The sequence below is a fragment of the Streptomyces sindenensis genome (assembly GCF_014649035.1).
Taxonomy (GTDB): domain Bacteria; phylum Actinomycetota; class Actinomycetes; order Streptomycetales; family Streptomycetaceae; genus Streptomyces; species Streptomyces sindenensis.
Map to the genome: position 1 here is coordinate 1 of NZ_BMSG01000055.1, position 23,803 is coordinate 23,803.

Consider the following 23,803-nt stretch of genomic DNA (forward strand, 5'->3'; position numbering starts at 1 on the left):
CGCACCATGACCAGGATCATCTCTCACCACCCGATCCCCTTTGAAGACGACCCCTAGGTCCACGCGCCGCGTACGGGTGATGTGACCGTCACACGATTGACTCGTTTGTCGGTATGACACCCCGCCACGGCCCCGGAAGGCACCCATTTCATGCCGATCCATCAACCGCAGCAGCGGACCGACGTACGCACCGACCGCGCGGGCGTGCAGCAGGCCGAGGCCGCCCTCGTGGAGCACTACCCGCGCCTGGTGCGGCTCGCCTATGTCGTCCTGCCGCCGGCCCTCGGCCGGCACCGCCGGGTCCTGACCGCCCACTCCGTCGTCCAGCGGGCCCTGCCGGCGGCCGGGAGCAAGGCGTCGAGCCCGCGCGTTCCGGCCCAGTCCCGCAGGACCGGCGCTCCGGAGGGCGCGGAGGGCGCCTCGGCGGACCGTAACCCCCCGCACTCGGCGTACGGGTGGGTGCGGCAGCGGGTGCTGCGGGCGGCACTGGCCCACGAGCGGCGGCCCGGCTGGTGGCCCGGGCGGCTCCCGGCGCCGGCCGCGCTGCGACCGGCCCTGCCGGCGGTGTGGGGGCTGCGGCTCTTCCCCCGGGCGGGCGGCGTCGACGAACTGGCCCTGGACCGGGCGCTGTCGGCGGTGGACGGGCCGGTCCGGGCGGCGTTCGCGCTGCACCTGCTGGAGGGTCTGGACGAGTCCGGGGTCCGGGAGCTGCTGGCCGGGGCGGGGGCGGCGGATCCGGCGGGCGCGGTGCGCCGGGCGGCCCGGCTGGGGCGGCCGGACCGGGCCGGGGCGCAGGCGCTGCTCAGGTCCGGCGAGTTCGACCCGTGCACGGTCCAGACCCGGCCGAGCGATCTGTTGCGGCGTCGGCACCGGGTGCGGGCGGCGGCGGTGGCGGCGGTGCTGTGCGTGGTGGCGGGCGGCCTGGCGGCCGCCGTCGAGGAGGGGGCGCGGGGCGGGGGCGAGGACAGGGCTCCGGCGGGGGTGTTCGCACCGGTGCTCGATCCGGCGGAGCTGATGCGGACGGCGGCGGAGCGGTGGGCGGACACCTCGCGCGTCGACTTCACCGCCTGGCCGGCCAGGGGCGGGCGCACGGACGACGACGGGCTGTTGGGCCGGGCGCTGCGGGCCTGGGCGGGGCCGCCGGATTCGGCCCGGGTGTCCGCGACGCCGGGGACGGTGACGGTGCCGCCCGCGCAGCCGCCCCGGCTGCTGTTCGCGGGTGAGGTGGACGGGGCGGCGGTGGTGCTGTTCCACGACGGCGGGGTCCGGGTGGTGCGGTACGCGGAGCCGCTGTCCGGGTCCGGCGGGGCGGCGCTGGACTTCGCCCGGACGGACGACGCGGACGTGACGACGGGTGCGGCGGTCGTCGTCAGCCGTACGGACGACGGCGCGCGGTTCCTGCTCGCCCCCTGGATCGACGCGTCGGCCACCCGGGACCTGCTCGCGCCGGACGCGCCCGGACGGCCGCTGGAGGTGGGCCCGGACGGGGTCACCGCCGTGGTGCCCCGGCCCGCGGCGGGCGGCGCGTGCCAGACGTGGCCGGTGCTCCGGCTGCGGTCCTCCGAGCGGATCGTGGAGAACCACGCGTTCCTGGTGACGGATCTGGGCGATCTTGCCCCCGTACATCTGACGTACACCCCGAAGCCCGGGCGGGGTGCGCCGGCCCGGCAGCCACGTGAGGCGACGAGCACCGAGGCGCTGCTCGCCTGGGCCCGTACGGCGTGTTCCCTGCGGACCCTGGCGGGCTCCGGCGTGCGGTCCGTCAACAACTGGGCCTTCGCCGGGCAGAAGCTCCCCGAGGGCCGCGCTTCGGCCGACTGGCTGTGCACCCGGGCCGACACCTGGCGAGGTCCGGGCCGGGTCCTGGTGCAGTTCCTCGCCCCCGCCGCCTCGCCCACGGAACCGGCCGCGGTGGTCGCCGACCGCGCCGACACGGCGCTGTGCAGCAGGTTCGGGCAGCACGTGCTCGCGGGCACGCACTGGAGGGCGGCCTCGGGCCGGTGGTACGTCCTGGCCGCGGGGAGCCGGGCGGTGACCCGTATCGAGGCGAGCGGGGCGGTGCGGCGCGCGGCGGGCGGGCCGACGTTGGCGGTGCGGGCGCCCCGGGACGCCGATGTGGAGCTGACGGCGTCGCTGCGCGGGGGCGGGACGCTCACGGCGGTGCGCTGAGCCCGCCGAGGGCCGGGGGTGTCGGCCCGGGGCCGGGGGCGTCACCGTACCGATGGGTGCGATGCCGCTGTACGGAGTCCCCGACCGGCCCCCGGAGCCGTCCGCTGGCACACTCGGACAGGTGACGGATCTTGAGGAAGGCCCCGGCGGCAGCACGGAACTCCCCGAAGGATCGGCCCCGCGCTGTCTGGTGACCGGGGCCACCGGGTACATCGGCGGCCGGCTGGTGCCCGCGCTGCTCGACTCCGGGCACCGGGTGCGGGCCCTGGCGAGAACGCCGCAGAAGCTGCGCGACTACCCGTGGGCGGACCGGGTCGAGGTGGTGCGCGGCGACGTCACCGACGCCGGCTCCCTGGTGGAGGCGATGCGGGGTGTCGACGTGGCGTACTACCTGGTGCACGCACTCGGCACCGGTTCGTCCTTCGAGGAGACCGACCGCAGGGCGGCCCGGACCTTCGGCGAGCAGGCACGGGCGGCGGGGGTGCGCCGGATCGTGTACCTGGGCGGGCTGACCCCGACCGGAGTGCCGGAGGAGGACCTGTCGCCGCATCTGCGTTCACGGGCCGAGGTGGGGCACATCCTGCTGGACTCCGGGGTGCCGACGGCGGTGCTGCGCGCGGCGATCGTCATCGGCTCGGGTTCCGCCTCGTTCGAGATGCTGCGGTATCTGACGGAGCGGCTGCCGCTGATGATCACCCCGAGCTGGGTACGGACCCGGATCCAGCCGGTGGCCGTACGGGACGTGATCCGCTATCTGGTGGGGTGCGCGGCGCTGCCGGCGGAGGTGAACCGGGCCTTCGACATCGGGGGCCCGGACGTCATGACGTACCGGGACATGATGCAGCGCTACGCGGCGGTGGCGGGGCTGCGACGGCGGCTGATCCTGCCGGTTCCGGTGCTGACCCCGACGCTCTCCAGCCGCTGGGTCGGCCTGGTCACTCCGGTGCCCAGCTCGATCGCCCGGCCGCTCACGGAGTCGCTGCGCCATGAGGTGGTCTGCGCGGAGCACGACATCAAGGAGTACGTCCCCGATCCGCCGGACGGGACCATCGGCTTCGACCGGGCGCTGCGGCTGGCCCTGAAGCGGATCCAGGAGGCGCGGGTCGACACCCGCTGGTCCAACGCCGCGGTGCCGGGCGCGCCGAGCGACCCGCTCCCCACCGACCCGGACTGGGCGGGCGGCAGCCTCTACCGTGACGAGCGGGAGATGGCCGTGCCGGTCGGGCCCGAGGCGCTGTGGCGGGTGATCGAGGGCATCGGCGGGGAGAACGGCTGGTACTCCTTCCCGCTGGCCTGGGCGGTACGGGGCTGGCTCGACCGGATCGTCGGCGGGGTGGGGCTGCGGCGCGGCCGGCGGGACGCCCAGCACCTGCGGGTGGGCGACTCGCTGGACTTCTGGCGGGTGGAGGAGATCGTGCCGGGCGAACTGCTGCGGCTGCGGGCCGAGATGCGGGTGCCGGGGCTGGCCTGGCTGGAGCTGTCGGTGCGCCGCGACGAGCGGGGCCGGACGGTGTACGGGCAGCGCGCGCTGTTCCATCCGCGCGGCCTGTTCGGCCACGCGTACTGGTGGAGCGTGTGGCCGTTCCACTCGGTGGTGTTCGGCGGGATGGCGCGCAACATCGCCGAGGCGGCGGCGACGGAGGAGAAGCGGCGCGGACCGGTGGCAGGCAGCGGTCGCGAAGGGGTGGCCGGCAGTGGTACAGACAACTGACGGCCGGGCCGCTAGGGTGTGCGCTCCACAGCCGCGACACCGCGACAGCAGACCGCCGGGAGGTGCACGGGATGGCACGCCGACTCCGTACCGTGGGAAGGGATTTCACTGACTCGGCACCGATGCGGCTGGTGTTCGCCGCCGAGGTCTCCGCGCCGCCGGACGTGGTGTACCGCGCGCTCGCCGACGATGTCGCGTCCTGGCCGTCCTGGTTCACCGCCGTCACCCGGGCCACGCCCGTCGACGGGGGCGCGGGCCGGGAGGTGCGGTTGCGGGGCGGGGTCCGGTTCCGCGAGACGGTCGTCGCCACCGAGCCGGGGAGCTGTTACGCCTACCGGGTCGACGAGACCAACGCACCTGGTCTGCGGGCCCTGCTGGAGGAGTGGCGGCTCACCCCGGAGGGGTCGGGGACCCGGGTGCAGTGGACCTTCGCCGCCGACGGGACGGGGCTGTTCCGCCTGGTGCTGAGCCTGGGCCGGGCCGGCGTGGGCCGGTCCTTCCGGGGCGCCGTGCGCCGCCTGGACACCCGGCTGGCGACGACGACGCCCTGAGCAGTCGGAGTTGCGGCCTCTCAGCCCTCAGCGGGGCGCGGGCTCTCAGCAGGGCCAGGTGCCGGTGGCGAGGAAGGCGTCGATGGCGGCGGTGTACGGGGCGATGTCCAGGCCCTGTTCCTCCAGCCAGGAGTCGGAGTAGTACTTGTCCAGGTAGCGGTCGCCCGGGTCGCACAGCAGCGTGACGACGCTCCCCTGCTCGCCGCGCTCCACCATCTCGGCGATCAGCTTGAACGCGCTCCACAGCCCGGTGCCCGTGGAGCCGCCCGCCTTGCGGCCAATGGCGCGCTCCAGGGCGCGGACGGCGGCGACGCTGGCGGCGTCGGGCACCTTCATCATGCGGTCGATCGCGCCGGGCACGAAGCTGGGTTCCATGCGCGGGCGGCCGATGCCCTCGATGCGTGAGCCGCGGTCGCTGGTGGCGTGCGGGTCGTGGTGGGTCCAGCCGTCGAAGAAACAGGAGTTCTCCGGGTCGGGGACGCAGATGCGGGTGTCGTGCTGGAGGTAGTGGACGTAGCGGGCGATGGTCGCCGAGGTGCCGCCCGTGCCGGCGGTGGCGACGATCCAGGCGGGTTCCGGGTAGCGCTCCAGGCGCAGCTGCTGGTAGATCGACTCCGCGATGTTGTTGTTGCCGCGCCAGTCGGTGGCACGCTCCGCGTAGGTGAACTGGTCCATGTAGTGTCCGCCGGTCTCGGCGGCGAGCGCCGCGGACTGTTCGTACATGGTGCGCGAGTCGTCCACGAAGTGGCACTGCCCGCCGTGGAATTCGATGAGGCGGCACTTCTCGGGGCTGGTGGTGCGCGGCATCACGGCGATGAACGGGACGCCGATGAGCTTGGCGAAGTACGCCTCCGACACGGCGGTCGAGCCGCTGGACGCCTCGATGACCGGCTTGCCCGGCCTGATCCAGCCGTTGCAGAGCCCGTACAGGAAGAGCGAGCGGGCCAGGCGGTGCTTGAGGCTGCCGGTGGGGTGCGTCGACTCGTCCTTGAGGTACAGGTCGATGCCCCATGCCTCGGGCAGCGGGAAGCGCAGCAGATGGGTGTCGGCGGAGCGGTTGGCGTCGGCCTGGACCTTGCGGACGGCCTCCTTCAGCCAGGACCGGTACTCCGGGTCACTGCGGTCGACGTCCACGGTCGCCCTGGCCCCGCTCCCGGCCGTGTGTTCACTGGTCTTCATGGGCCTGCTCCTGTTGGTCGTCGATCCGTGCCTCGCGCCTCCCACGATATGCACCCCACCTGCACAAACGGTCACTTTGATGGCCCATAGCGCTGCCTTTGACCGCCGCCTGCGGGGCGGCTGTGACGTGCGGTGCGGGCAGCCGTGCGCCGGGATTCCGGGCCCTCTGGCGGTCCGGCCAGCGGCCGGGCACACTGCAACAGCAGGAGCAGTGACGAAGGGGGGCGAATCCGCGATGGCGGACGTCGAGTTCAGTGCGTCGGGGGTCAGGATCGAACGGTTCACCAGGTCGCTGACCAGGGCTGGTCAGGTGGTGGTGAAGGACGGCCGGCTGTCCCTCCTCACGAGCAACGGGCGGGAGATCGACAGCGCCCCGGTGGGCACGGTCAGCGCCCGCAAGTGGTGGTTCATCGCGGCGGATTCCGTCATCGCCCGGGTGAACGGAGTGCGCTACCGGTTGACGATGGGGCAGCGCAACCGCAGACGCGACGGAGCGGCCCCGCTGCGGCGCTTCCTGGAGACGCTGCGCAGCGCGGGAGGCCGCCGGGACTGAGCCCGCCGCACGCCCACGGCGACCGCGCCCCGGCCATCGGGCTCCGCCGCGAGTTGCGGAGCCTCAGCCCCTGGGCCACGCTGGATCCACGTCACTGAAGGTGCAGCATCGGTGACAGAGCGATCCGCTCCACGGACCGGGTCGCGCGACACGAGCAGACACGACAAGAGCAGAGCGGATCCGGCAGTCAGTCGTCCGCCGGCCCGTTCGTGCCTCTTCTCTTCTTCCGGACCTATTTCGGGGAGTCGCAGCCGTGATCAGCGAGCCAAGCAGGCACTGCACGGTGGAGCTCCAGGCCCTGCCGTCGCGGATCGGTCAAGTCCGCAGAATCATCTCGGCGCAACTGCGCTACTGGCATCTCGATCCTCTGATCGACCAGGCGGCCCTGGGCGTCACCGAGCTTCTCACCAACGTTCACCGGCACGCACAGCCGGACAAGTCATGCACGGTCGACATCGAGCTGCTGCTCGACCGTCTGACGGTCTCCGTCCACGACCACGATCCGCGGCTGCCCACGGTGAACGAGGCGGATTCGTTCGCCACGTCGGGCCGGGGGCTGGCGCTGATCGCCGCCGTCAGCGAGAGCTGGGGCGTGCGGCCGGTCGGCTCGGCCGGAAAGGCCGTCTGGTTCACCCTGCCGGCGGTCACCGGCGCCTCGACCCTGCCGCCGCTCGCGGTCTACGGGTCGATGACCGACGGGCCGTTCGGAGCCGTGACCATCACCCCCGACAACATCGCGGCCCTGCCCGCCCGGTCGGCCGTCGTCGGCTGACGGACAGGCCGGGATCACGGGGTCACCCCGGACCGACTGATCGAGGCCACCCGGAACTCCTGTGGGAGCGCGGCTCTGTGGGCATCAGCCCCAAGGCCATCCAGCAGCGGGCCGACGGCACCGGCCGGGTTGCGACCTGGGCGCGCTCTGAGACGAGCTTCCGACCGGAACGGGCTCCGGGCCGGCGCGGCCGCTCAGGCCAACGCGGCGAGCGGGTCGTCGAGGACCGGCTGCCAGGCCAGTTCGGCGGCGCCCACCAGGCTGTTGTGGGCCAGGGTGCACGGCAGGATCGGCACGCTGCCGCTGCGCCCCCACAGGCTCCGGTCGGCGACGACGGCGCGCAGCCGCTCTGGGTCGGCCTCCAGCAGGTCGCGGTGGAGGCCGCCGAGGATGATGCGGTCGGGGTTGAGGATGTTGACCAGTCCGGCGAGCCCCAGGCCCAGCCGGTCGATCAGCGCCTCGGCGGCCTGTCGCACCGCCGGGTCGTCGTACTCCGCGCGGAGCAGGTTCCCGGCCTGCTTGAGGAGCGACTCCTCGGGGCCGGGTTCGCGGCGGGCGGTGGTGAGGAAGGCCAGCGGGTCGGTCTCCACGTCGAGGCAGCCGCGCCCACCGCAGTGGCAGGGCCGCCCCTCGGGGTTCACGGTGAGATGGCCCACCTCCAGGGCGAGGCCCGAACTCCCGCTGTGCAGGCGGCCGTCGAGCACGAGGGCCCCGCCGACGCCCCGGTGCCCAGTGGCCACGCACAGCAGATGCTGGGCCCCCCTCCCCGCGCCGTGCCGGTGCTCGGCCAGCGCGGTGAGGTTGACGTCGTTGCCGGTGAACGCGGGTCCGGTGATGCCCGCCCGGCGTACACAGGCGGCGAAGATGTCCCGGACCGGGGAGCCCGCGGGCCAGGCGATGTGCAGCGGGTTGAGGGCGGTGCCCTCCGGTTCGGCGACCGCCGACGGCACGGCGAGTCCGGCGCCGACGCAGCGCAGCCCGCTCGCGCGGAGCAGTCCGGCTCCCGCCTCCACGACCTCGCCGAGCACCTGCGCGGGGTCCGCCATCACCGCCACACAGCCGGGCGAGGTGGCGACGATCCGGCCGCCGAGCCCGACGAGCGCGGCCCGGAAGCCGTCGGCGTGCACCTGGGCGGCGAGGACGACGGGACCGGTCTCCAGAACGGACAGCCGGTGCGAGGGGCGGCCCTGGGACCCGGCCGCCGCGCCGGGGCTGGAGTCGACCCGGATCAGCCCGAGCGCCTCCAGTTCCGCGGCGACCGCCCCGGCGGTGGCGCGGGTGACGCCGAGTTCGGAGGTGAGGACGGCCCGGGTGGGGGCGCGTCCGGTGTGGACCAGTTCCAGTGCGGGCCCGAGCGCGCTGCGGCCCCTCTCCAACTTGGTCCGGGTGGTGGTCGCCTTGCCGTTCATGGGGGCGAGTCTCCCATGATCCGGAGGCTTCCCGGACGCCCAGGGCCGGTCCGGGGATCCCGTTCCGGCCACGGCCGCGCCCCCGGAGCGTGCGGTGTGCAGCGGTGTTGCGTCCGCCGCCGGAGCGCCTCTATGCTGAGTTTGTGCCGCAACTAAACAAACTGCGGACGGCCCTGCCCGGGGGACCCGGCGGAGACACCGCCCCACCCGCTTCGGCCCGCCTCCGTACCGCGCTGACCGTGTTCTTCGCCCTCGACGGGTTCCTCTTCGCCGGCTGGGTGGTCCGTATCCCGGCCATCAAGCAGCAGACCGGAGCCTCCGCCTCCACCCTCGGCCTCGCCCTGCTCGGCGTCTCCGCCGGTGCGGTGATCACCATGATGCTCACCGGCCGGCTCTGCCGCCGCTACGGCAGCCATGCCGTCACCGTGGCCTGCGGTGTCCTGCTCCCGCTGAGCATCGCCCTGCCCGCCCAGACCCACTCCGCGCTCTCCCTCGGCCTCGTGCTGCTGGTGTTCGGAGCCGCGTACGGCGGGATGAACGTGGCCATGAACAGCGCCGCCGTCGATCTGGTCGCCGCTCTGCGCCGACCGGTGATGCCGAGCTTCCACGCGGCGTTCAGCCTCGGCGGGATGGTCGGCGCCGGGCTCGGCGGCCTGGTCGCGGGCGGCCTCTCCGCCTCCACCCATCTGTTCCTGCTGGCCGGAATCGGCCTGCTGGTCACCGCGTTCGCCGGACCCTCCCTGCTCCGCCACCGCCCGGCCCCCGCCGCCCCGGAGGCCGTCGGCCCGCGCGAGCCGAAGCAGCGGCTGTCGCCCCGGGCCCGCCGGATCGTCGTGCTCTTCGGCGTGATCGCCCTGTGCACGGCGTACGGGGAAGGGGCCCTGGCCGACTGGGGCGCGCTCCACCTGGAACAGGACCTGGACGCGCACCCCGGGCTCGCCGCCGCCGGATACGCGCTGTTCGCCCTGACGATGACGGCGGGCCGGCTGACCGGGACCCTGCTCCTGGAACGGCTCGGCCAGACCCGCACCCTGGTTCTCGGCGGGGCGACGGCCGCGGCCGGGATGCTGCTGGGCTCGCTGGCGCCGACCGCCTGGCTGGCGCTGGCCGGCTTCGCGGTGACCGGGCTCGGGCTCGCCAACATCTTCCCGGTGGCCGTGGGGCGGGCGGGCGAACTGGCCGGTCCCAGCGGAGTCGCCGCCGCCTCGACGCTCGGCTACGGCGGGATGCTGCTCGGCCCGCCCGCGATCGGCTTCCTCGCCGACTGGTTCTCGCTGCCGGTGGCCCTGACCACGGTCGCCCTGCTGGCCGCGGCGGCGGCCGTCCTGGGCTACACGGCCCGCAACGCCACGACGAGCGCGCCCGTCTGACCGTCCGCCCGGCCGAGGGAGCAGCCGGACCCGGTCGAGCGCCGCCTGCCCGGCCGGTGAAGCCGCCGATCCCGGTCGGGCCCCGCACGGCACTGGCACAATCGCCGTCATGCAGATATCCGAGCACATCGCGTCGTTGTCCGAGGAGGGGCGGCTGCTCGCGGCGGCCGCCGAACAGGCCGGCCCGGGGGCGTCCGTCCCGACCTGCCCCAGCTGGCAGATACGCCATCTGCTGCGGCACACCGGCATGGTGCACCGGTGGGCGGCGGCGTTCGTCACCGAGGGACACACCGCGTACCACCCCGACGGCGGCGAGCCCGATCTCGACGGTGCCGAACTCCTGGCCTGGTTCCGCGAGGGGCACCGCCATCTGGTCCGGTCCCTGGAAGAAGCGCCCGCCGACCTGGAGTGCTGGACCTTCCTGCCGGCCCCCTCACCGCTGGCGTTCTGGTCCCGCCGCCAGCTCAACGAGACAACGGTGCACCGGGTGGACGCGGAATCGGCGCTCGGCGGGCCGCTGACCCCGGTCTCCGCCGACCGGGCCGTCGACGGCATCGACGAGTTGCTCACCGGCTTCCACGCCCGCCCCACGAGCCGGGTCCGCTCCGAGAAGCCGCGCACGCTGGGGGTACGGGCCGTGGACACGGCGGCGACCTGGACGGTGCGGATCACCGACGACCCGCCGCAGGCCGTACGCACGGCGGATGAGGGGAGCGCCGAAGATGTCGACTGCGAGCTGAGCGGTACGGCCGAGGTGCTCTACCTCGCCCTCTGGAACCGGCTGCCGCTCACCGCCGTCACCCTGCGCGGCGACCGCGCGGTGGCCAGGCTCTGGACGGACAACTCAGCGGTCACCTGATGCGCGGGCGAGGACGACGAGCTGGGCCCGGTCGCGGGCCCGGCTCGACCCACCGGGGAAAGCCCGGAGAGACGATGCCCGGCCCGGCCCGGTCATGCGGTGCCCTGCTCGTCAGTCCGTACCGGCGTCGCGCAGGCCCACCGAGCGGGCCAGCTCACCGGCGGACTGCCGGAACAGTGCCTCACGTTCCTCGACGACCCGGTTGAACTGGCCGAACAGCTCGAAGGAGATCAGGCCGAACAGCTGCGCCCAGGCGGCGACCAGAGCGGCCACGGCCTCGGGCGGGACGCCCTCGGCGAACTCGGCGGCCATCCGCTCCGCGTCGGCGCGCAGCTCGTCCGCCAGCGGCGGCAGGGTGAGTTCGCCGGCCCGGTACGCGCCGCGGACGATGTCGATGAGGACCAGACCCACCCGCGCCGCGGGCCCCACCGTGTCCATGGGGGCGATGTAGCCGGGGACGGGCGAACCGTAGACCAGGGCGTACTCATGAGGGTGGGCGAGCGCCCATTCCCGTACGGCACAGGAGACGGCGACCCAGCGCTCTGCGGGCGGGAGCACCCCCGCCCGTTCCCCCGCTGCCGGTTCCGCCGCCGCCCGCTCCGCCGCCGCGCCGATCGCGTCGAAGGCGTCGACGATCAGCGCGGTGAGCAGGTCGTCGCGGCTGGGGAAGTAGCGGTAGAGCGCGGAGGAGACCATGCCCAGTTCCCGGGCGACGGACCGCAGCGAGAGCTTCGGCGCGCCCTCCTCGGCGAGCTGTTTTCTGGCCTCGTCCTTGATGGCCGCGGTCACTTCGATACGGGCGCGTTCCCTGGCCCCTCGGATGGTGCTCATGCGGTCAGCCTGCCATGCGGTCCGAGCGCCGATCAAGAACGAGAGCAGTGCTCTTGCTTTGGGTCGGCACTATGTGCACACTGATCTCAAGCGAGAGCACCGCTCTCCTCGTAGTCCGGGAGTCATCATGCCGCAGCAGCCCTACTACCTCCGGGCGAGCGCCTCCGCCGCCCGCTTCAACAAGATCGTCGGCTGGCTGGCCCGGCACGGCTTCAGCCTGATGGGCTCCGCCGAGCTGTCGGTGCGCGGACGCAGGAGCGGCCAGATGCAGCGCATCCCGGTCAACACCCACACCTTCGAGGGCGACCGCTACCTGGTCTCGGCGCGCGGCCACTCCCAGTGGGTGCGCAACATGCGGGTGGCGGGCGGCGGGGAGCTGCGGCTGGGGCGCAAGGTCAACCGGTTCACCGCCGTGGAGATCCCCGACGACGCGGAGAAGGCCCGGATCGTCCGGGCCTATCTGGAGCGGTGGGGCTGGGAGGTCGACCAGTACTTCCAGGGGGTCACGGCGAAGTCCACGGACGCCGAGCTGCTGGCCGCCTCCCCGGACCACCCGGTCTTCCGGATCACGGTCGAGGCATGACGAGGCCCCCGTGCCGCACGGGAGGTGACGACGCCCCCGTGCCGTACGGGAAGTACGGACAACGGGGGCGTGGTCGCCGTCGCGACGTGCGGGGCCGCTAGGTCCTGGCGTCAAACTGCCGTCGCGCGGCAGACGGCAGTTTGACGACAGGTCCTAGCGGTCCATCGCGTGGAGCGCCCGCTGCGCCAGCGGGTGCGTACGGACGAGCTCGGCCAGCGACGTCGTGCCCCGGGTGATTCCGGCGAACGACTTCCAGGCCGGGCGGAAGCCGGTCAGCACCGCGTGCAGCAGGCCCGGCCGGCGCTCGAACAGCTTGAGCATGCGGCGGCCGACGCCCATCTCCACCCCGAGGCCGGCCTTGATGGCGAACGCGTAGTTGAGGGCCTGACGGCGGGCGTCCACCGCGTCGTGCGCCTCGGCGATCCTGACCGCCCACTCACCCGCGAGCCGCCCCGAGCGCAGCGCGAAGGAGATGCCCTCCCGGGTCCACGGCTCCAGGAGTCCGGCCGCGTCGCCGCAGACCACGACCCGGCCGCGGGAGAGCGGCGAGTCGTCGCTGCGGCAGCGGGTGAGATGGCCCGAGGAGATGGCGGGCTCGAACCCGGCGAGACCGAGGCGGGCGATGAAGTCCTCCAGATACCGCTTGGTGCCCGCGCCGTCGCCGCGCGCCGAGATGACGCCCACGGTGAGGGTGTCACCCTTGGGGAAGACCCAGCCGTAGCTTCCCGGCATCGGCCCCCAGTCGATGAGGACCCGGCCCGCCCAGTCCTCCGCGACCGTGGCGGGAACCGGGATCTCCGCCTCCAGGCCGAGGTCGACCTGATCGAGCTTCACCCCGACATGGGCTCCTATCCGGCCCGCGCTGCCGTCCGCGCCGACGACCGCCCGCGCGAGCACGGTCTCGCCACCGGCCAGCACCACGGCGACCGTTCGCCGGTCGGGCACGGCGGGACCGTGCTGCTCGACCCGCACCACCGAGGCGCCGGTGCGCAGTTCGGCCCCGGCCTTCTGTGCCTCCTCGACCAGACCGGCGTCGAACTCGGGGCGGTTGATGAGCCCGAAGAGCATGCGCCGGGAACGGCGGGTGCGGGCCAGTTTGCCGTTGAGCGAGAAGGTGACCGCGTGGATGCGGTCCTTCAGGGGCAGCTCGAACCCGGGCGGCAGGGCGTCCCGGGAGAAGCCGATGATGCCCCCGCCGCAGGTCTTGTAGCGCGGCAGTTCCGCTTTCTCCAGCAGCAGGACTCTCCGGCCCGCCACGGCTGCCGCGTACGCCGCCGATGCCCCGGCCGGTCCGGCGCCGACCACGACGACATCCCACACCAACGACTCTTCCGGCTCACGTCCGGCGTCTGCGTTCTCGCTGCTCACGATGTGCTTCTGCTCCCGATCCGACCAGTGGCCCCAAGCTGCTCACGGCATCCTACGGCGCGCTGCGGGCCGGCCCTCCTGTGGGAGGATCGGCCATGATTTTGTCGTACATGCGTCGTCGCACACACGGCTTCGCACACGGTCGCGTACACACCGCGTCCTCCCCATAACGTCGCACCCACGAGGAGCGTGCCCATGACCGCCCGTCCGATTCCCGAGACCGTCGCCTCGCTGATGCCCCGAGCCCGGGAGGAACTGGCCGAGCTGGTGGCGTTCCAGTCGGTGGCGGACCCGGCGGTGTTCCCGAGGAGCGAGTGCGAGGGCGCGGCCGACTGGGTCGCCGACGCGCTGCGCGCCGAGGGGTTCACGGACGTCGCCCTCCTGGACACCCCCGACGGGACGCAGTCCGTCTACGGCTACCTGCCGGGGCCGGCCGGGGCGCCGACCGTCCTGCTCTACGCCCACTACGACGTACAGCCGCCGCTGGACGAGTCGGCGTGGATCTCCCCGCCGTTCGAGCTGACCGAGCGCGACGGACGCTGGTACGGGCGGGGCGCGGCCGACTGCAAGGGCGGGTTCATCATGCACCTGCTCGCGCTGCGCGCCCTCGCGGCGGACGGCGGCGTCCCGGTCTCGGTGAAGGTGATCGCCGAGGGCTCCGAGGAGCAGGGCACCGGCGGTCTGGAGCGGTACGCGGAGGCCCACCCGGAGCTGCTGCGCGCGGACACGATCGTCATCGGGGACACCGGCAACTTCCGGGTGGGGCTGCCGACGGTCACGGCGACGCTGCGGGGGATGACCATGCTGCGCGTCCAGCTGGACACCCTCGAAGGGAACCTGCACTCGGGGCAGTTCGGCGGTGCGGCGCCGGACGCGCTGGCCGCGATGATCCAGCTGCTGGCCTCGCTGCGCGCCGAGGACGGGACGACCACGGTCGACGGTCTGACCGGTGACGCCGACTGGGACGGCATCCAGTACCCGGAGGAGGAGTTCCGGCAGGACGCCAAGGTGCTGGACGGGGTGGAGCTGATCGGCACGGGTACGGTCGCGGACCGCATCTGGGCCCGTCCCGCCGTCACCGTCATCGGCATCGACTGCCCGCCGGTGGTCGGCGCGACCCCGTCCGTGCAGGCGAGCGCCCGGGCCCAGATCAGCCTGCGGGTGCCGCCGGGCCACGACGCGGCCGAGGCGACGAAGCTGCTCACCGCCCACCTGGAGTCCCGGGCCCCCTGGGGTGCGCGGGTGAAGGTGGAACAGGTGGGCCAGGGCCAGCCGTTCCGGGCCGATATGAGCAGCCCGGCGTACCAGGCGATGGCGGACGCGATGCGGGATGCCTACCCGGGCCAGGAGATGCAGTCCTCCGGCATGGGCGGCTCCATCCCGCTGTGCAACACCCTGGCAAGCCTCTACCCCGAGGCGGAGATCCTGCTGATCGGGCTGAGCGAGCCCGAGGCGCAGATCCACGCGGTGAACGAGAGCGTGTCGCCCGAGGAGCTGGAGCGGATGTCGGTCGCCGAGGCACTGTTCCTGCGCAACTACGCGGAGTCGAAGAAGGCCTGATCCCGCTGGAGGGCTTCGCCCTCGGCGAAGTCGCCCGGAGCGTAGATCCGTGCGGCGTCCGTGCGCCGCTGCGTACGTTCGCCGCATGGATCTCGTCGAGGTACTCCCCCAGTTGCACATGTTCCGCTTCCGGATCGGTCAGGCGTATCTCTGGCGCGACGGGGCGGACCTGACCCTGGTCGACGCGGGCGACATCGGGGCGGCCGCCGCGATCGAGGACGCGGTCCGGACGCTCGGCCACGCCCCGGCCCGGATCCGCCGCATCGTCATCACCCACGGCCACCGCGACCACTACGGGGCCACGCGGGAGCTGGCGGACCGGTACGGCGCGGAGATCCTCGCCCACGCGCTGGACGCCCCGGTGATCCGGGGCGAGCGACCCGTGCCGGAGCCGGACCTGCTGGACTGGGAACGCCCCTTGTACGCCCATGGGTTGACGTGCCCCGAGGCCCCGCCCACCCGGGTCGACCGCGAGCTGACCGGCGGCGAGGTGCTGCCGTTCGGGGACGGGGCGCGGGTGGTCCACGCCCCCGGTCACACCCCGGGCTCCGTCGCCCTCCATCTGCCGCGCCACGGCGTGCTGTTCACCGGGGACGCCGTGGCCTCCGCGGAACGGGTGATGCTCGGCGTGTTCAACGTGGACCGCGCGGGGGCGGCGGCCACGTTCCGCGGACTGGCCGCGCTCGCGCCCCGTACCGTCTGCTTCGGCCACGGCGATCCGCTCACCGAGGACGCCGCCGCGGTGATGGAGGCGGCGGCGACGGAGGCGGCGGGGAGCGGCGTACGGGCCCCGCTCAGCCCACCGGCACCCCCGCCTCCAGGTTGAGCACCGTCTTCCGCTCGCGCGCCCGCAGGGCCCAGCGCAGCCGCTCGTACCGGGTGGGCGGCAGCATCTGCGCGGCCTCCTCCTCGGTGACGAAGCGCCAGCCGCGCAGCTCGGAGCCGGGCAGCAGCAGCCGACCGGCGTCCTCGGAGCGGAGCAGGCCCCCGTCGAAGAGGAAGCGGAGCCCTCCGTAGCCGGGCGGGCGGGGCGACTCCCAGTCGACGAGCAGCAGGGTGGGCACCCGGTCGAGGCTGAGGCCGATCTCCTCGGCGACCTCGCGGATCCCGGCCTGAGCGGGCGCCTCGCCCGCCTCCACGACCCCGCCGGGGAACTCCCACCCCGGTTTGTACGTGGGGTCGACGAGCAGCACCCGGTCCTGCTCGTCGAAGAGGAGCACCCCGGCGGCCACCGTCTCTCCGGTCGGCTCGGGGCTCTGCACGATGGGGCACGGCGGCGCGCTCCCGGTGCGCACGGCGTCCGCGATCCGCTCGGCGGTCTCCCGGGGGGTGAGGGCGCTGTTGTCGACCACATGCGCGTCCTCGGCGATCCAGCCGAGGGCGTCGCGGTACGGGCCGATGTGCTCGTACGCCCACCGGCGCGCCCGGTCGTTCTGCTCGTCGTCGCCGGGAAACTCCTCACGGCCCGCGATCCGGCCGCGCAGGATCGTTTCCTCAGGTGAGAGCGCCACATGCCGGACCGGGATGCGCCGGGAGGCGAGCCCGCCGAAGATCTCGTCGCGGTACTCCTGCCGCAGCAGAGTCATCGGCACCACCAGCACCCCGGGCACCTCGGCGAGCAGCGCCGCCGCCGTGTCCACCACGAGCCGCCGCCAGATCGGCAGGTCCTGGAAGTCGGCGACCTCGGCGAGCCGCTTCTGCGGCAGCAGGGCGCGCAGCCCCGTGCCGGTGATCTCCGGGTCGTACAACGTGCTGTTCGGAATCAGATCGATCAGTTCGCCGGCGGCGCTGGTCTTGCCCGCGCCGAACGCACCGTTGATCCAAACAATCACGGTTCCCCCTCTTCCGTAGCCCCCTGTGGCTTGCCCGCAACACCCTGCCGCGGAAACCCCGCGGGGGCGACGGCGTTGGCCGGATGCGGCCGCCCGGGGCGCACGTCCGGTCCGCCGTCACCCCACGGTCGCATCCGCCGTCCCCCGCGCGGCTCAGGCAGATCCCCCCGCGGCGCGATCCCGCGCGCTCCCGGGACCGGGATCGTCGGACATGGAACGGACCCGCAACCGGCCTGCCGAAATCGAGGATTCCCCGTGCTCCCGCCACTCTCCGCCGATGACCGCACCACCGCTCCCACCGGTCGGCTGCGCGCCGCCTGGCGTGCCGCGCACGAGCCGGCCCCCGGCGTGTCCCGACGGCTCCGACTCACCGCGTACGCGGTGCCCCTGACGGTGCTGCCGTCGAGCCTGTGGCGGATCCCGTCGGCGTTCGACGACGGGATCGGCTTCGGGGAGCGGCTCTACGTGCCCTCCCTCTCGATCGTCTCCGAACTCTTTGCGTTCACCGCGATCGGCCTGGTCGCGCGCTGGGGCGAGGTCTTCCCCCGCTGGGTGCCGTACCTGGGCGGGCGGCGGGTCCCGAGATGGGCCGCGGTCGTCCCGGCCGCCGTCGGAGCCACGGTTCTCACGCTCGTCTTCACGGTCCTGTCCATCGTCACCGAGATCCGGGGCACGACGATCCGCGGCGACGAACTGCCCGCCGACTTCCCCGGCGAGGCGGGTGGCTGGGAAGCCGCCTGGTACTCCGTCTGCTACGCCCCACTGGTCCTCTGGGGGCCGCTCATGGTCGTCCTGACCGTCGCGTACCACCGGCGACGCCTCGCGACGGACCGCCCGGCCGCCACCGGGTGACCGCGGTACGCGATCAACCGGCCCAGGAGGCGCCCGGCCTGACGAACCGGGCGCCTCCTGGAAGCCGTTGCGGCCGCTGCGGCGGCTACCGCAGGGCAATGGCCGCCGCAGCGGCCCCGACCAGGCCCGCGTCGTTGCCCATCACGGCGGGCGCCACCGTCAGCCGGCGGAGGTAGGAGAGGGTGGCGTAGTCGCGCAGGCTGCGGCGCAGGGGGGCGAAGAGGACGTCGCCGGCCCCGGCCACTCCCCCGCCGACCACCGCGATGTCGAGGTCCGCCAAGGTCGCGGTGGCGGCGATGCCTGCCGCCAGCGCCTGGGCCGCGCGCTCGTAGGAGGCGATGGCGACCGGGTCCCCGGCGCGGGCCGCGACGGCCACCGCGGCGGCCGTCGCGTCGCCGTACGGGCCGGGCCGCCAGCCGTTCTCCAGGGCGCGGCGGGCGATGTTGGGGCCGCTGGCGATGCCCTCGACGCAGCCGCGCGCACCACAGGGGCACGGGTCGCCGTCCAGGTCGACGCTGATGTGGCCGATGTGCCCGGCGTTGCCCGAGGGGCCGGGGCGCAGGGTGCCGCCGAGGACGAGGCCGCCGCCGACACCCGTCGACACGACGAGGCAGAGCGCGTTGTCGTAGCCCCGGGCGGCGCCGAGCCAGTGCTCGGCGGCCGTCATCGCGACCCCGTCGCCCACCAGCGCGACCGACAGCCCGCCCGCCGTCTTGTGCACGCGCTCCACCAGCGGGAAGTCCCGCCAGCCGGGGACGTTGACCGGGCTGACCGTACCGGCGGCGGCGTCCACCGGACCGGCGCTGCCGATGCCGACGGAACCGGCCCTGCCCCACAGGGGCGAGGCCATCAGCTCGCCCAGCACCTCGTCCACCGCCCCCATGACCGCCTCGGCGCCCTCCCGGGCGGGCGTCGGTCGTTGCGCCCGTACGAGGAGGGATCCGTCGCCGTCCACCAGCGCTCCGGCGATCTTGGTGCCGCCGATGTCGAGCGCGGCGACGAGGTCGGTATGCATCGGTGTGGGCTCTCCGGATCGGCGAAGGGGCGGGACCTGCGGGTTCCGTCCATAGTCTGCACAGTCTTCATCCTCGTGACAACGTTGTCCAGGGCCTATGCTCGACGCCACAGCCTCCGATCACCTGAGCGACGCCCCGTCTCGGCCCCGCTCGACCCCGGCCGGAGCACCGCACGCCCCGCCCGTATCCGACGACAGGACAGCGCACGTGGACCGGACCACCCGGCATTCCGAGACCCGCTACGGCAACCGGCCGACCATGAAGGACGTGGCGGCCCGGGCCGGAGTCGGCCTGAAGACGGTCTCGCGGGTGGTGAACAGCGAGCCCGGCGTCACGCCCGACACCGAGCGCCGCGTGCAGGAGGCGATCGACGCCCTCGGCTTCCGCCGCAACGACAGCGCCCGGGTGCTGCGCAAGGGGCGCACGGCGTCCATCGGGCTGGTCCTGGAGGATCTGGCGGACCCGTTCTACGGTCCGCTGAGCCGCGCGGTGGAGGAGGTCGCCCGGGCGCACGGCGCGTTGCTGATCAACGGTTCCAGCGCCGAGGACCCGGAGCGGGAGCAGGAGTTGGTGCTGGCGCTGTGCGCCCGCCGCGTCGACGGACTGATCGTGATCCCGGCCGGCGACGACCACCGCTATCTGGAGCCGGAGATCAAGGCGGGCATCGCCACCGTCTTCGTGGACCGCCCCGCGGGCCATGTGGACGTCGACATGGTGCTGTCCGACAGCTTCGGCGGGGCCCGGGAGGGCGTGGCGCACCTGATCGCGCACGGTCACCGCAGGATCGGGTTCATCGGCGACCAGCCGCGGATCCACACGGCCACCGAGCGTCTGCGCGGCTACCACGCCGCCATGCGGGACGCGGGCATCACCGTCGAGGACGGCTGGGTCTCCCTGGGCTCCACCGACCCGGAGCGCGTGCGGGCCGCGGCCGAGAAGATGCTGAGCGGCCCCGAACCGGTCACCGCCCTGTTCGCGGGCAACAACCGGGTGACGGTGACGGCGGTGCGGGTGATCGCGGAGCGGGAGCGACCGGTGGCGCTGGTCGGGTTCGACGACATCGAGCTGGCCGACCTGCTCGGCATCACCGTCATCTCGCAGGACGCGGCGGCGGTCGGCAGGACCGCCGCCGAGCATCTCTTCCACCGCCTCGACGGGGCGGACCACGCCCCGGCGCGGGTGGAGCTTCCGACGACGCTGATCCCACGCGGCTCGGGCGAACTGCCGCCCGCCTGAGCCTGGCCGGCCCCCCGGGGCCCCCTGGTCCGGTCGTCACACTGCCGTCGTCGCCCCTAGGGCGGCCGCGCGGCGTCCGGTGCGTGCGATCGCAAGGCGCCGGAGCACTCTTGCAGCGGAGCCGCCAGGACATGTCGGCCACGCCGCGAGCGCGCGTGCCGGGCGTCGCACGGCAGGCGGCGGTTCGACGGCAGGGCCCGGTCAGGCCGCGGCGGCCACCGGCCGGAACTCCCGGGTGAGCAGCGCCAGGAGCCGCGCGGGCGCGTCCTCGGGGGTCGCGTGGCCCGCCCCCTCCAGCCAGTGCAGCTCGGAGTGCGGGATCAGCGCGTGCAACTGCTCGGCGAAGGGCGGCGGCAGGAAGCCGTCCTCGCGCCCCCAGATGATCCGGGTGGGCACCGGCACGGACCCCAGCAGATGCTGGAACTCGTCGGTGGCCGCCTGCTCCAGCTGTCCGTACTGGCGGTAGTACGCGGCCCTGCCCGCTTCACCGCGCCACGGGTCGAGATGGGCGGCCAGGACGTCCGGCCGGTAGCCGGTGTGGCTCGCGAAGCGCAGGTGGCTCTCGGCCAGCGCCTCGTGGGCGTAGACCGGCAGCTGCTGGAAGACGTGCGCGTTCTCCCGTACGAGCCTGAACAGCCCGGTTCCCCAGTCGCCGCAGCCCACCGCGTCGACCAGGGTGAGATCGGCGTACCGGGCCCCTTCCAGCAGCAGCGCCCGCAGGGCCACCGCCCCGCCGATGTCGTGGGCGATCACCCTCGGGCTCTCCAGCCCCCAGTGATCCAGCAGCCCGGTGAACACCCGCGTGTGCGCCGCCAGCCGGAGATCCTGCCCGGCACGCTGCTCCGACTGCCCGAAGCCGAGCAGGTCGAAGACGTACACCTGGTGGTCCTGGGCGAGCGCCGGTGCGATCTCGCGCCAGACACGCGAGGAGAACGGGGTGCCGTGGAGCAGGACGACCGGGGCGCCCTCCCCCAGCACGTCCCAGCGGACGGTCCCGTCCGGGGTCTGGTACGTCCTGGTCAGATTGCCGTTCATGACACGCCTCCTGATGTCGGGTGCAGAACCCTGCCGGACTTTCGACGTTACCAGAGAAGGCCTCTTGTCGGTAACGTTGATACAGTGGGGATCATGCGACGGAACCCGGCGCCCCCCGAACTCGAACCGGTCGAGGCGTTCTGCAACACGGCGACCCTGCTCCACGGGGAGGACGAGTTCGCCCGGCCGGAGACGGCGGGCGGATGGCTGCGGGCGCACGGGTACCCGGAAGCGGTCACCCCGGCCGAACTGGCGGCGCTCACCGAGGCCCGGGAGACCGTACGGGCCTTCCTGGTGGAGCGGGCCTCGCCCGAGGCCCTCGACGCCCTCAACCGGCTGATCCGCTCCGTGGCCGGCGCCCCGGCCGTACGCCCGGACGGCACACTGGCCCTGCGCCCGGCCGGCGAGGGACCGGTGGCGGAGATCGTACGGACGGTGCTCGAAGCCCTGCTGCGGGACGGCCTGACCGGGCGTCACGCGACGCGGCTCAAGGCCTGCGCGGCGCCGGAATGCCGCTGGGTCTTCTACGACCGGGCGCCGTCGTCGAACGGCCTGTGGTGCGACATGGACGTGTGCGGCGCCCGGCACAAAATGCGGGCCTACCGCGCCCGCGGCGGTACGGCCGCACGCCGGGGCGGCTGAGAACGGCCGGACCTCCGGACGGGGCCCGTCCGGAGGCAGGTGCTCCCGGCGGGCCTTCAGCACGTCCGACACGTTCGGACCGCTGTTCGCCGCCTTGGTCAAGGGCCTGGCCCCCCGGCCCGACCTGGGCGGGACGCTGGAGCTCGCGCGCCCGGGCGAGCAGCCGTTCCAGGTCCTCCCGGTCAGCACGGGGCCGCTCGGCCACGGGTGGGACGCCCAACTCCCCGCGCGTACGTTCAGTCCGGGCGAATACCGGTGGCGGATTCGCGCCGTGGGTCCCACCGGCCCGTCCGCCTGGTCCGCGTGGCGCACGTTCACCGTGACCGGGCCGGAGGCCACGCCCCCGGGGTTCACCTACAGCCCCGACGGCGGCGCGCACTGCTTGGATGTGAGCGGCGCCGCCAGGGAGAACGCCACGCCGGTGCAACTGTGGGACTGCAACGGCTCTCCAGGCCAGACCTGGCAGGCCACGCCCGCGGGCACCCTGGTCAACCCGAACTCCGGTATGTGCCTGGGCGGGGACCGCCGACGGCACCACGATGCAGATCCACACGTACAACGGCACCGGCGCCCAGACCTGGAAGCGGCTCACCCTCACCTGGCTCGAACCGCCGTTGCCGTCCCCGCGCCGCTTCGGTCGCGGCGACGGCAACGGCGGTTCGACCGGCACGGCGCTCAATGTCCGAGGGTCGCCCCATCGCCGACAGGGACGACGGCCGGGCCGTGCGGCGCCCGGAGAAGCGTCCTACGGAGCGGTGACCGTCAGGTCGCCCCGCCGCGGCGATGCGAAGGCGTCCAGGTCCGCGCGGGTCAGGCCGGTCAGGCGGGCGACCTCGGCGGTGTCCAGCGCGCCGCAGTCGATGCCGCGCAGCAGGTAGCCACTGAGGGCCTTGGCGGTGGCGGGTTCGTCCATGACGTCGCCGCCGGCCTTGGCCACGTAGGCGGCGAGGCGGGCGGCGGCGGGCTCCAGCCCCTCGCGGTAGAAGGCGTACACGGCCGCGTAGCGCGTCGGCAGGTGGCAGGGGTGCATGTCCCAGCCCTGGCAGTACGCGCGGGCCAGAGCGCGGCGGGTGAGGCCGTAGTGCAGCCTCCAGGCCTCGTGGACCTGGTCGGTCGGGCCGACGGGCAGCACGTTGGTGGAGCCGTCGGAGACGCGTACGCCGGTGCCCGCGGCGGCGACCTGCATGACGGCCTTGGCGTGGTCGGCGGCGGGGTGGTCGCTGGCCTGGTAGGCGGCGCTGACCCCGACGCAGGCGCTGTAGTCGAAGGTGCCGTAGTGCAGTCCGGTCGCCCGGCCCCGGGCGGCGTCGATCATGCGGGCGACGGCGGCGGTCCCGTCGGCGGCGAGGATGGACTGGCTGGTCTCGATCTGGATCTCGAAGCCCATCCGCCCGGCGTCGAGGCCGTGGGCCTTCTCGAAGGCTTCGAGGAGCTGGACGAAGGCGGTGACCTGCTCGGGGTACGTGACCTTCGGGAGGGTCAGTACGAGCCCTTCGGGGATGCCGCCCGCCTCCATCAGGCCGGTGAGGAAGACGTCGGTGGTGCGGATGCCCCGGTCGCGGACACCGGCTTCCATGCACTTCATGCGGATGCCCATGTACGGGGCGGCGGTGCCGTTCGCGTACGCCTCGGAGACCAGGCGCGCGGCGCGAGCGGCGGCTTCGTCCTCCTCGGCGTCCGGGCGGGGGCCGTAGCCGTCCTCGAAGTCGATGCGCAGGTCCTCGACCGGCTCGCGCTCCAGCTTGGCGCGCACCCGGTCGTGGACCGGGCCCGCCAGCTCCTCGGGGATGCCGAGGACGGCCGCGAACGCGGCGGCGTCGGGGGCGTGTTCGTCGAGGGCGGCCAGCGCCTGGTCGCCCCAGGAGCGCAGGGTGCCGGGCTCGAAGACGTCACCGGGTACGTAGACGGTGTGCACGGGCTGGCGGGTGCCGGGGTCTCCTGGGTAGCGGCGGGCGAGTTCCGCGTCGACCGCCGTGAGGGAGGCGCTGATCTCCTCGCTGACCGTGCCCGCGAGGCTCGTCGCCACCTTCTCCTGCTGCCCCATGACCGTACCCTCCACTCTCGTTGTTTCCGATTCCCGGAATCAACAATCCGTATAGTGAAGTTATAAGGCCGCTCGACCTGCGTCAATGGTCACCCGGAACGACACCGGGCCGCGCGGTGGGGTTCACCGTGCGGCCCGGGGCGGAGTGGTGCTGGGTGGTGCGGGAGGGATCAGCCCTTGCGGGTGTTGATCTCCTCGGTGAGCTGGGGAACGACCGCGAAGAGGTCGCCG

Annotated in this window: 21 protein-coding genes and 1 pseudogene; 14 read left to right on the forward strand and 8 right to left on the reverse strand. The window is 73.7% G+C overall.

Translation table 11 applies throughout. The annotated features are described in order from the left end of the window. Nucleotides 1-150 precede the first annotated feature (150 nt). From IE145_RS32370 to IE145_RS32380, 3 genes are all read left to right on the forward strand, one after another. Nucleotides 151-2,169: a hypothetical protein gene (locus IE145_RS32370; RefSeq protein WP_189528996.1), complete on the forward strand. Its 2,019-nt coding sequence runs from the start codon at nucleotides 151-153 to the stop codon at nucleotides 2,167-2,169. Between the two features lie 121 nt (nucleotides 2,170-2,290). Continuing rightward, complete coding sequence (locus IE145_RS32375) at nucleotides 2,291-3,880, forward strand: SDR family oxidoreductase (RefSeq protein WP_189528997.1); 1,590 nt, start codon at nucleotides 2,291-2,293, stop codon at nucleotides 3,878-3,880. A gap of 71 nt (nucleotides 3,881-3,951) precedes the next feature. After that, nucleotides 3,952-4,431, forward strand: a complete 480-nt coding sequence (locus IE145_RS32380) for an SRPBCC family protein (protein WP_189528998.1) — start codon at nucleotides 3,952-3,954, stop codon at nucleotides 4,429-4,431. 45 nt (nucleotides 4,432-4,476) lie between these two features. Here the strand turns inward: IE145_RS32380 and cds1 are convergent, their stop codons facing one another. After that, nucleotides 4,477-5,610 carry an L-cysteine desulfhydrase Cds1 gene (gene cds1 / locus IE145_RS32385; RefSeq protein WP_032779529.1) on the reverse strand — a complete coding sequence of 378 codons (1,134 nt, stop codon included), beginning with the start codon at nucleotides 5,608-5,610 and terminating at the stop codon, nucleotides 4,477-4,479. Nucleotides 5,611-5,845: 235 nt separating this feature from the next. On the opposite strand from cds1, the gene IE145_RS32390 reads away from it, so the two are divergent. Together IE145_RS32390 and IE145_RS32395 are read left to right on the forward strand one after the other, a co-directional pair. Then, a complete protein-coding gene (locus tag IE145_RS32390) occupies nucleotides 5,846-6,163 on the forward strand; it encodes a hypothetical protein (protein WP_069740290.1) in 318 nt (105 codons plus the stop codon). 253 nt (nucleotides 6,164-6,416) lie between these two features. Beyond that, the gene (locus IE145_RS32395) at nucleotides 6,417-6,935 is read left to right on the forward strand and encodes an ATP-binding protein (RefSeq protein ID WP_189528999.1); all 519 of its coding nucleotides are present in this window, start codon (nucleotides 6,417-6,419) and stop codon (nucleotides 6,933-6,935) included. Nucleotides 6,936-7,129: 194 nt separating this feature from the next. Here IE145_RS32395 and IE145_RS32400 read toward each other — a convergent pair whose 3' ends face one another. Next, nucleotides 7,130-8,344, reverse strand: coding sequence for an ROK family protein (locus IE145_RS32400; protein ID WP_189529000.1), 1,215 nt, complete (start codon nucleotides 8,342-8,344; stop codon nucleotides 7,130-7,132). A gap of 239 nt (nucleotides 8,345-8,583) precedes the next feature. On the opposite strand from IE145_RS32400, the gene IE145_RS32405 reads away from it, so the two are divergent. Next, nucleotides 8,584-9,714 (forward strand): MFS transporter, encoded by a 1,131-nt coding sequence (locus IE145_RS32405; protein WP_189529013.1) that lies wholly within the window; start codon nucleotides 8,584-8,586, stop codon nucleotides 9,712-9,714. 109 nt (nucleotides 9,715-9,823) lie between these two features. Then, on the forward strand, nucleotides 9,824-10,573 hold the full coding sequence (locus tag IE145_RS32410; protein WP_189529001.1) for a maleylpyruvate isomerase family mycothiol-dependent enzyme: 750 nt from the start codon (nucleotides 9,824-9,826) through the stop codon (nucleotides 10,571-10,573). Between the two features lie 111 nt (nucleotides 10,574-10,684). Here IE145_RS32410 and IE145_RS32415 read toward each other — a convergent pair whose 3' ends face one another. Next, nucleotides 10,685-11,404 (reverse strand): TetR/AcrR family transcriptional regulator, encoded by a 720-nt coding sequence (locus IE145_RS32415; protein WP_189529002.1) that lies wholly within the window; start codon nucleotides 11,402-11,404, stop codon nucleotides 10,685-10,687. A gap of 127 nt (nucleotides 11,405-11,531) precedes the next feature. Between IE145_RS32415 and IE145_RS32420 the strand changes: the two genes are divergently transcribed. After that, on the forward strand, nucleotides 11,532-11,987 hold the full coding sequence (locus IE145_RS32420; protein ID WP_189529003.1) for a nitroreductase family deazaflavin-dependent oxidoreductase: 456 nt from the start codon (nucleotides 11,532-11,534) through the stop codon (nucleotides 11,985-11,987). Between the two features lie 153 nt (nucleotides 11,988-12,140). On the opposite strand, the gene IE145_RS32425 is transcribed toward IE145_RS32420, so the two are convergent. Next, complete coding sequence (locus IE145_RS32425) at nucleotides 12,141-13,355, reverse strand: geranylgeranyl reductase family protein (protein ID WP_006122614.1); 1,215 nt, start codon at nucleotides 13,353-13,355, stop codon at nucleotides 12,141-12,143. A gap of 195 nt (nucleotides 13,356-13,550) precedes the next feature. Between IE145_RS32425 and IE145_RS32430 the strand changes: the two genes are divergently transcribed. Continuing rightward, on the forward strand, nucleotides 13,551-14,915 hold the full coding sequence (locus IE145_RS32430; protein WP_189529004.1) for a dipeptidase: 1,365 nt from the start codon (nucleotides 13,551-13,553) through the stop codon (nucleotides 14,913-14,915). An 85-nt stretch (nucleotides 14,916-15,000) separates the two neighbouring features. Next, entirely contained in the window at nucleotides 15,001-15,741 is a 741-nt protein-coding gene (locus tag IE145_RS32435) for an MBL fold metallo-hydrolase (RefSeq protein ID WP_189529005.1), read from the forward strand. Here the strand turns inward: IE145_RS32435 and IE145_RS32440 are convergent. Beyond that, complete coding sequence (locus tag IE145_RS32440) at nucleotides 15,710-16,747, reverse strand: NUDIX hydrolase (protein WP_189529006.1); 1,038 nt, start codon at nucleotides 16,745-16,747, stop codon at nucleotides 15,710-15,712. The genes IE145_RS32435 and IE145_RS32440 overlap by 32 nt on opposite strands. A 255-nt stretch (nucleotides 16,748-17,002) precedes the next feature. Here IE145_RS32440 and IE145_RS32445 point away from each other — a divergent pair, with 255 nt between their 5' ends. Further along, nucleotides 17,003-17,599, forward strand: coding sequence for a hypothetical protein (locus IE145_RS32445; RefSeq protein WP_189529007.1), 597 nt, complete (start codon nucleotides 17,003-17,005; stop codon nucleotides 17,597-17,599). Between the two features lie 85 nt (nucleotides 17,600-17,684). Here IE145_RS32445 and IE145_RS32450 read toward each other — a convergent pair whose 3' ends face one another. Beyond that, a complete protein-coding gene (locus tag IE145_RS32450) occupies nucleotides 17,685-18,614 on the reverse strand; it encodes an ROK family protein (RefSeq protein WP_189529008.1) in 930 nt (309 codons plus the stop codon). A 208-nt stretch (nucleotides 18,615-18,822) separates the two neighbouring features. Between IE145_RS32450 and IE145_RS32455 the strand changes: the two genes are divergently transcribed. Further along, the gene (locus IE145_RS32455) at nucleotides 18,823-19,851 is read left to right on the forward strand and encodes a LacI family DNA-binding transcriptional regulator (protein ID WP_189529009.1); all 1,029 of its coding nucleotides are present in this window, start codon (nucleotides 18,823-18,825) and stop codon (nucleotides 19,849-19,851) included. Between the two features lie 201 nt (nucleotides 19,852-20,052). Here the strand turns inward: IE145_RS32455 and IE145_RS32460 are convergent, their stop codons facing one another. Further along, entirely contained in the window at nucleotides 20,053-20,886 is an 834-nt protein-coding gene (locus IE145_RS32460; RefSeq protein ID WP_189529010.1) for an alpha/beta fold hydrolase, read from the reverse strand. A 93-nt stretch (nucleotides 20,887-20,979) separates the two neighbouring features. Between IE145_RS32460 and IE145_RS32465 the strand changes: the two genes are divergently transcribed. Both IE145_RS32465 and IE145_RS33815 read left to right on the forward strand, forming a co-directional pair. Next, complete coding sequence (locus tag IE145_RS32465; RefSeq protein WP_189529011.1) at nucleotides 20,980-21,528, forward strand: CGNR zinc finger domain-containing protein; 549 nt, start codon at nucleotides 20,980-20,982, stop codon at nucleotides 21,526-21,528. 319 nt (nucleotides 21,529-21,847) lie between these two features. Further along, a pseudogene (locus IE145_RS33815) lies at nucleotides 21,848-22,075 on the forward strand (ricin-type beta-trefoil lectin domain protein); the annotation flags it as partial. 198 nt (nucleotides 22,076-22,273) lie between these two features. Here IE145_RS33815 and IE145_RS32475 read toward each other — a convergent pair. Continuing rightward, nucleotides 22,274-23,572, reverse strand: coding sequence for a DUF6986 family protein (locus IE145_RS32475; RefSeq protein ID WP_189529012.1), 1,299 nt, complete (start codon nucleotides 23,570-23,572; stop codon nucleotides 22,274-22,276). Nucleotides 23,573-23,803: the final 231 nt, after the last annotated feature.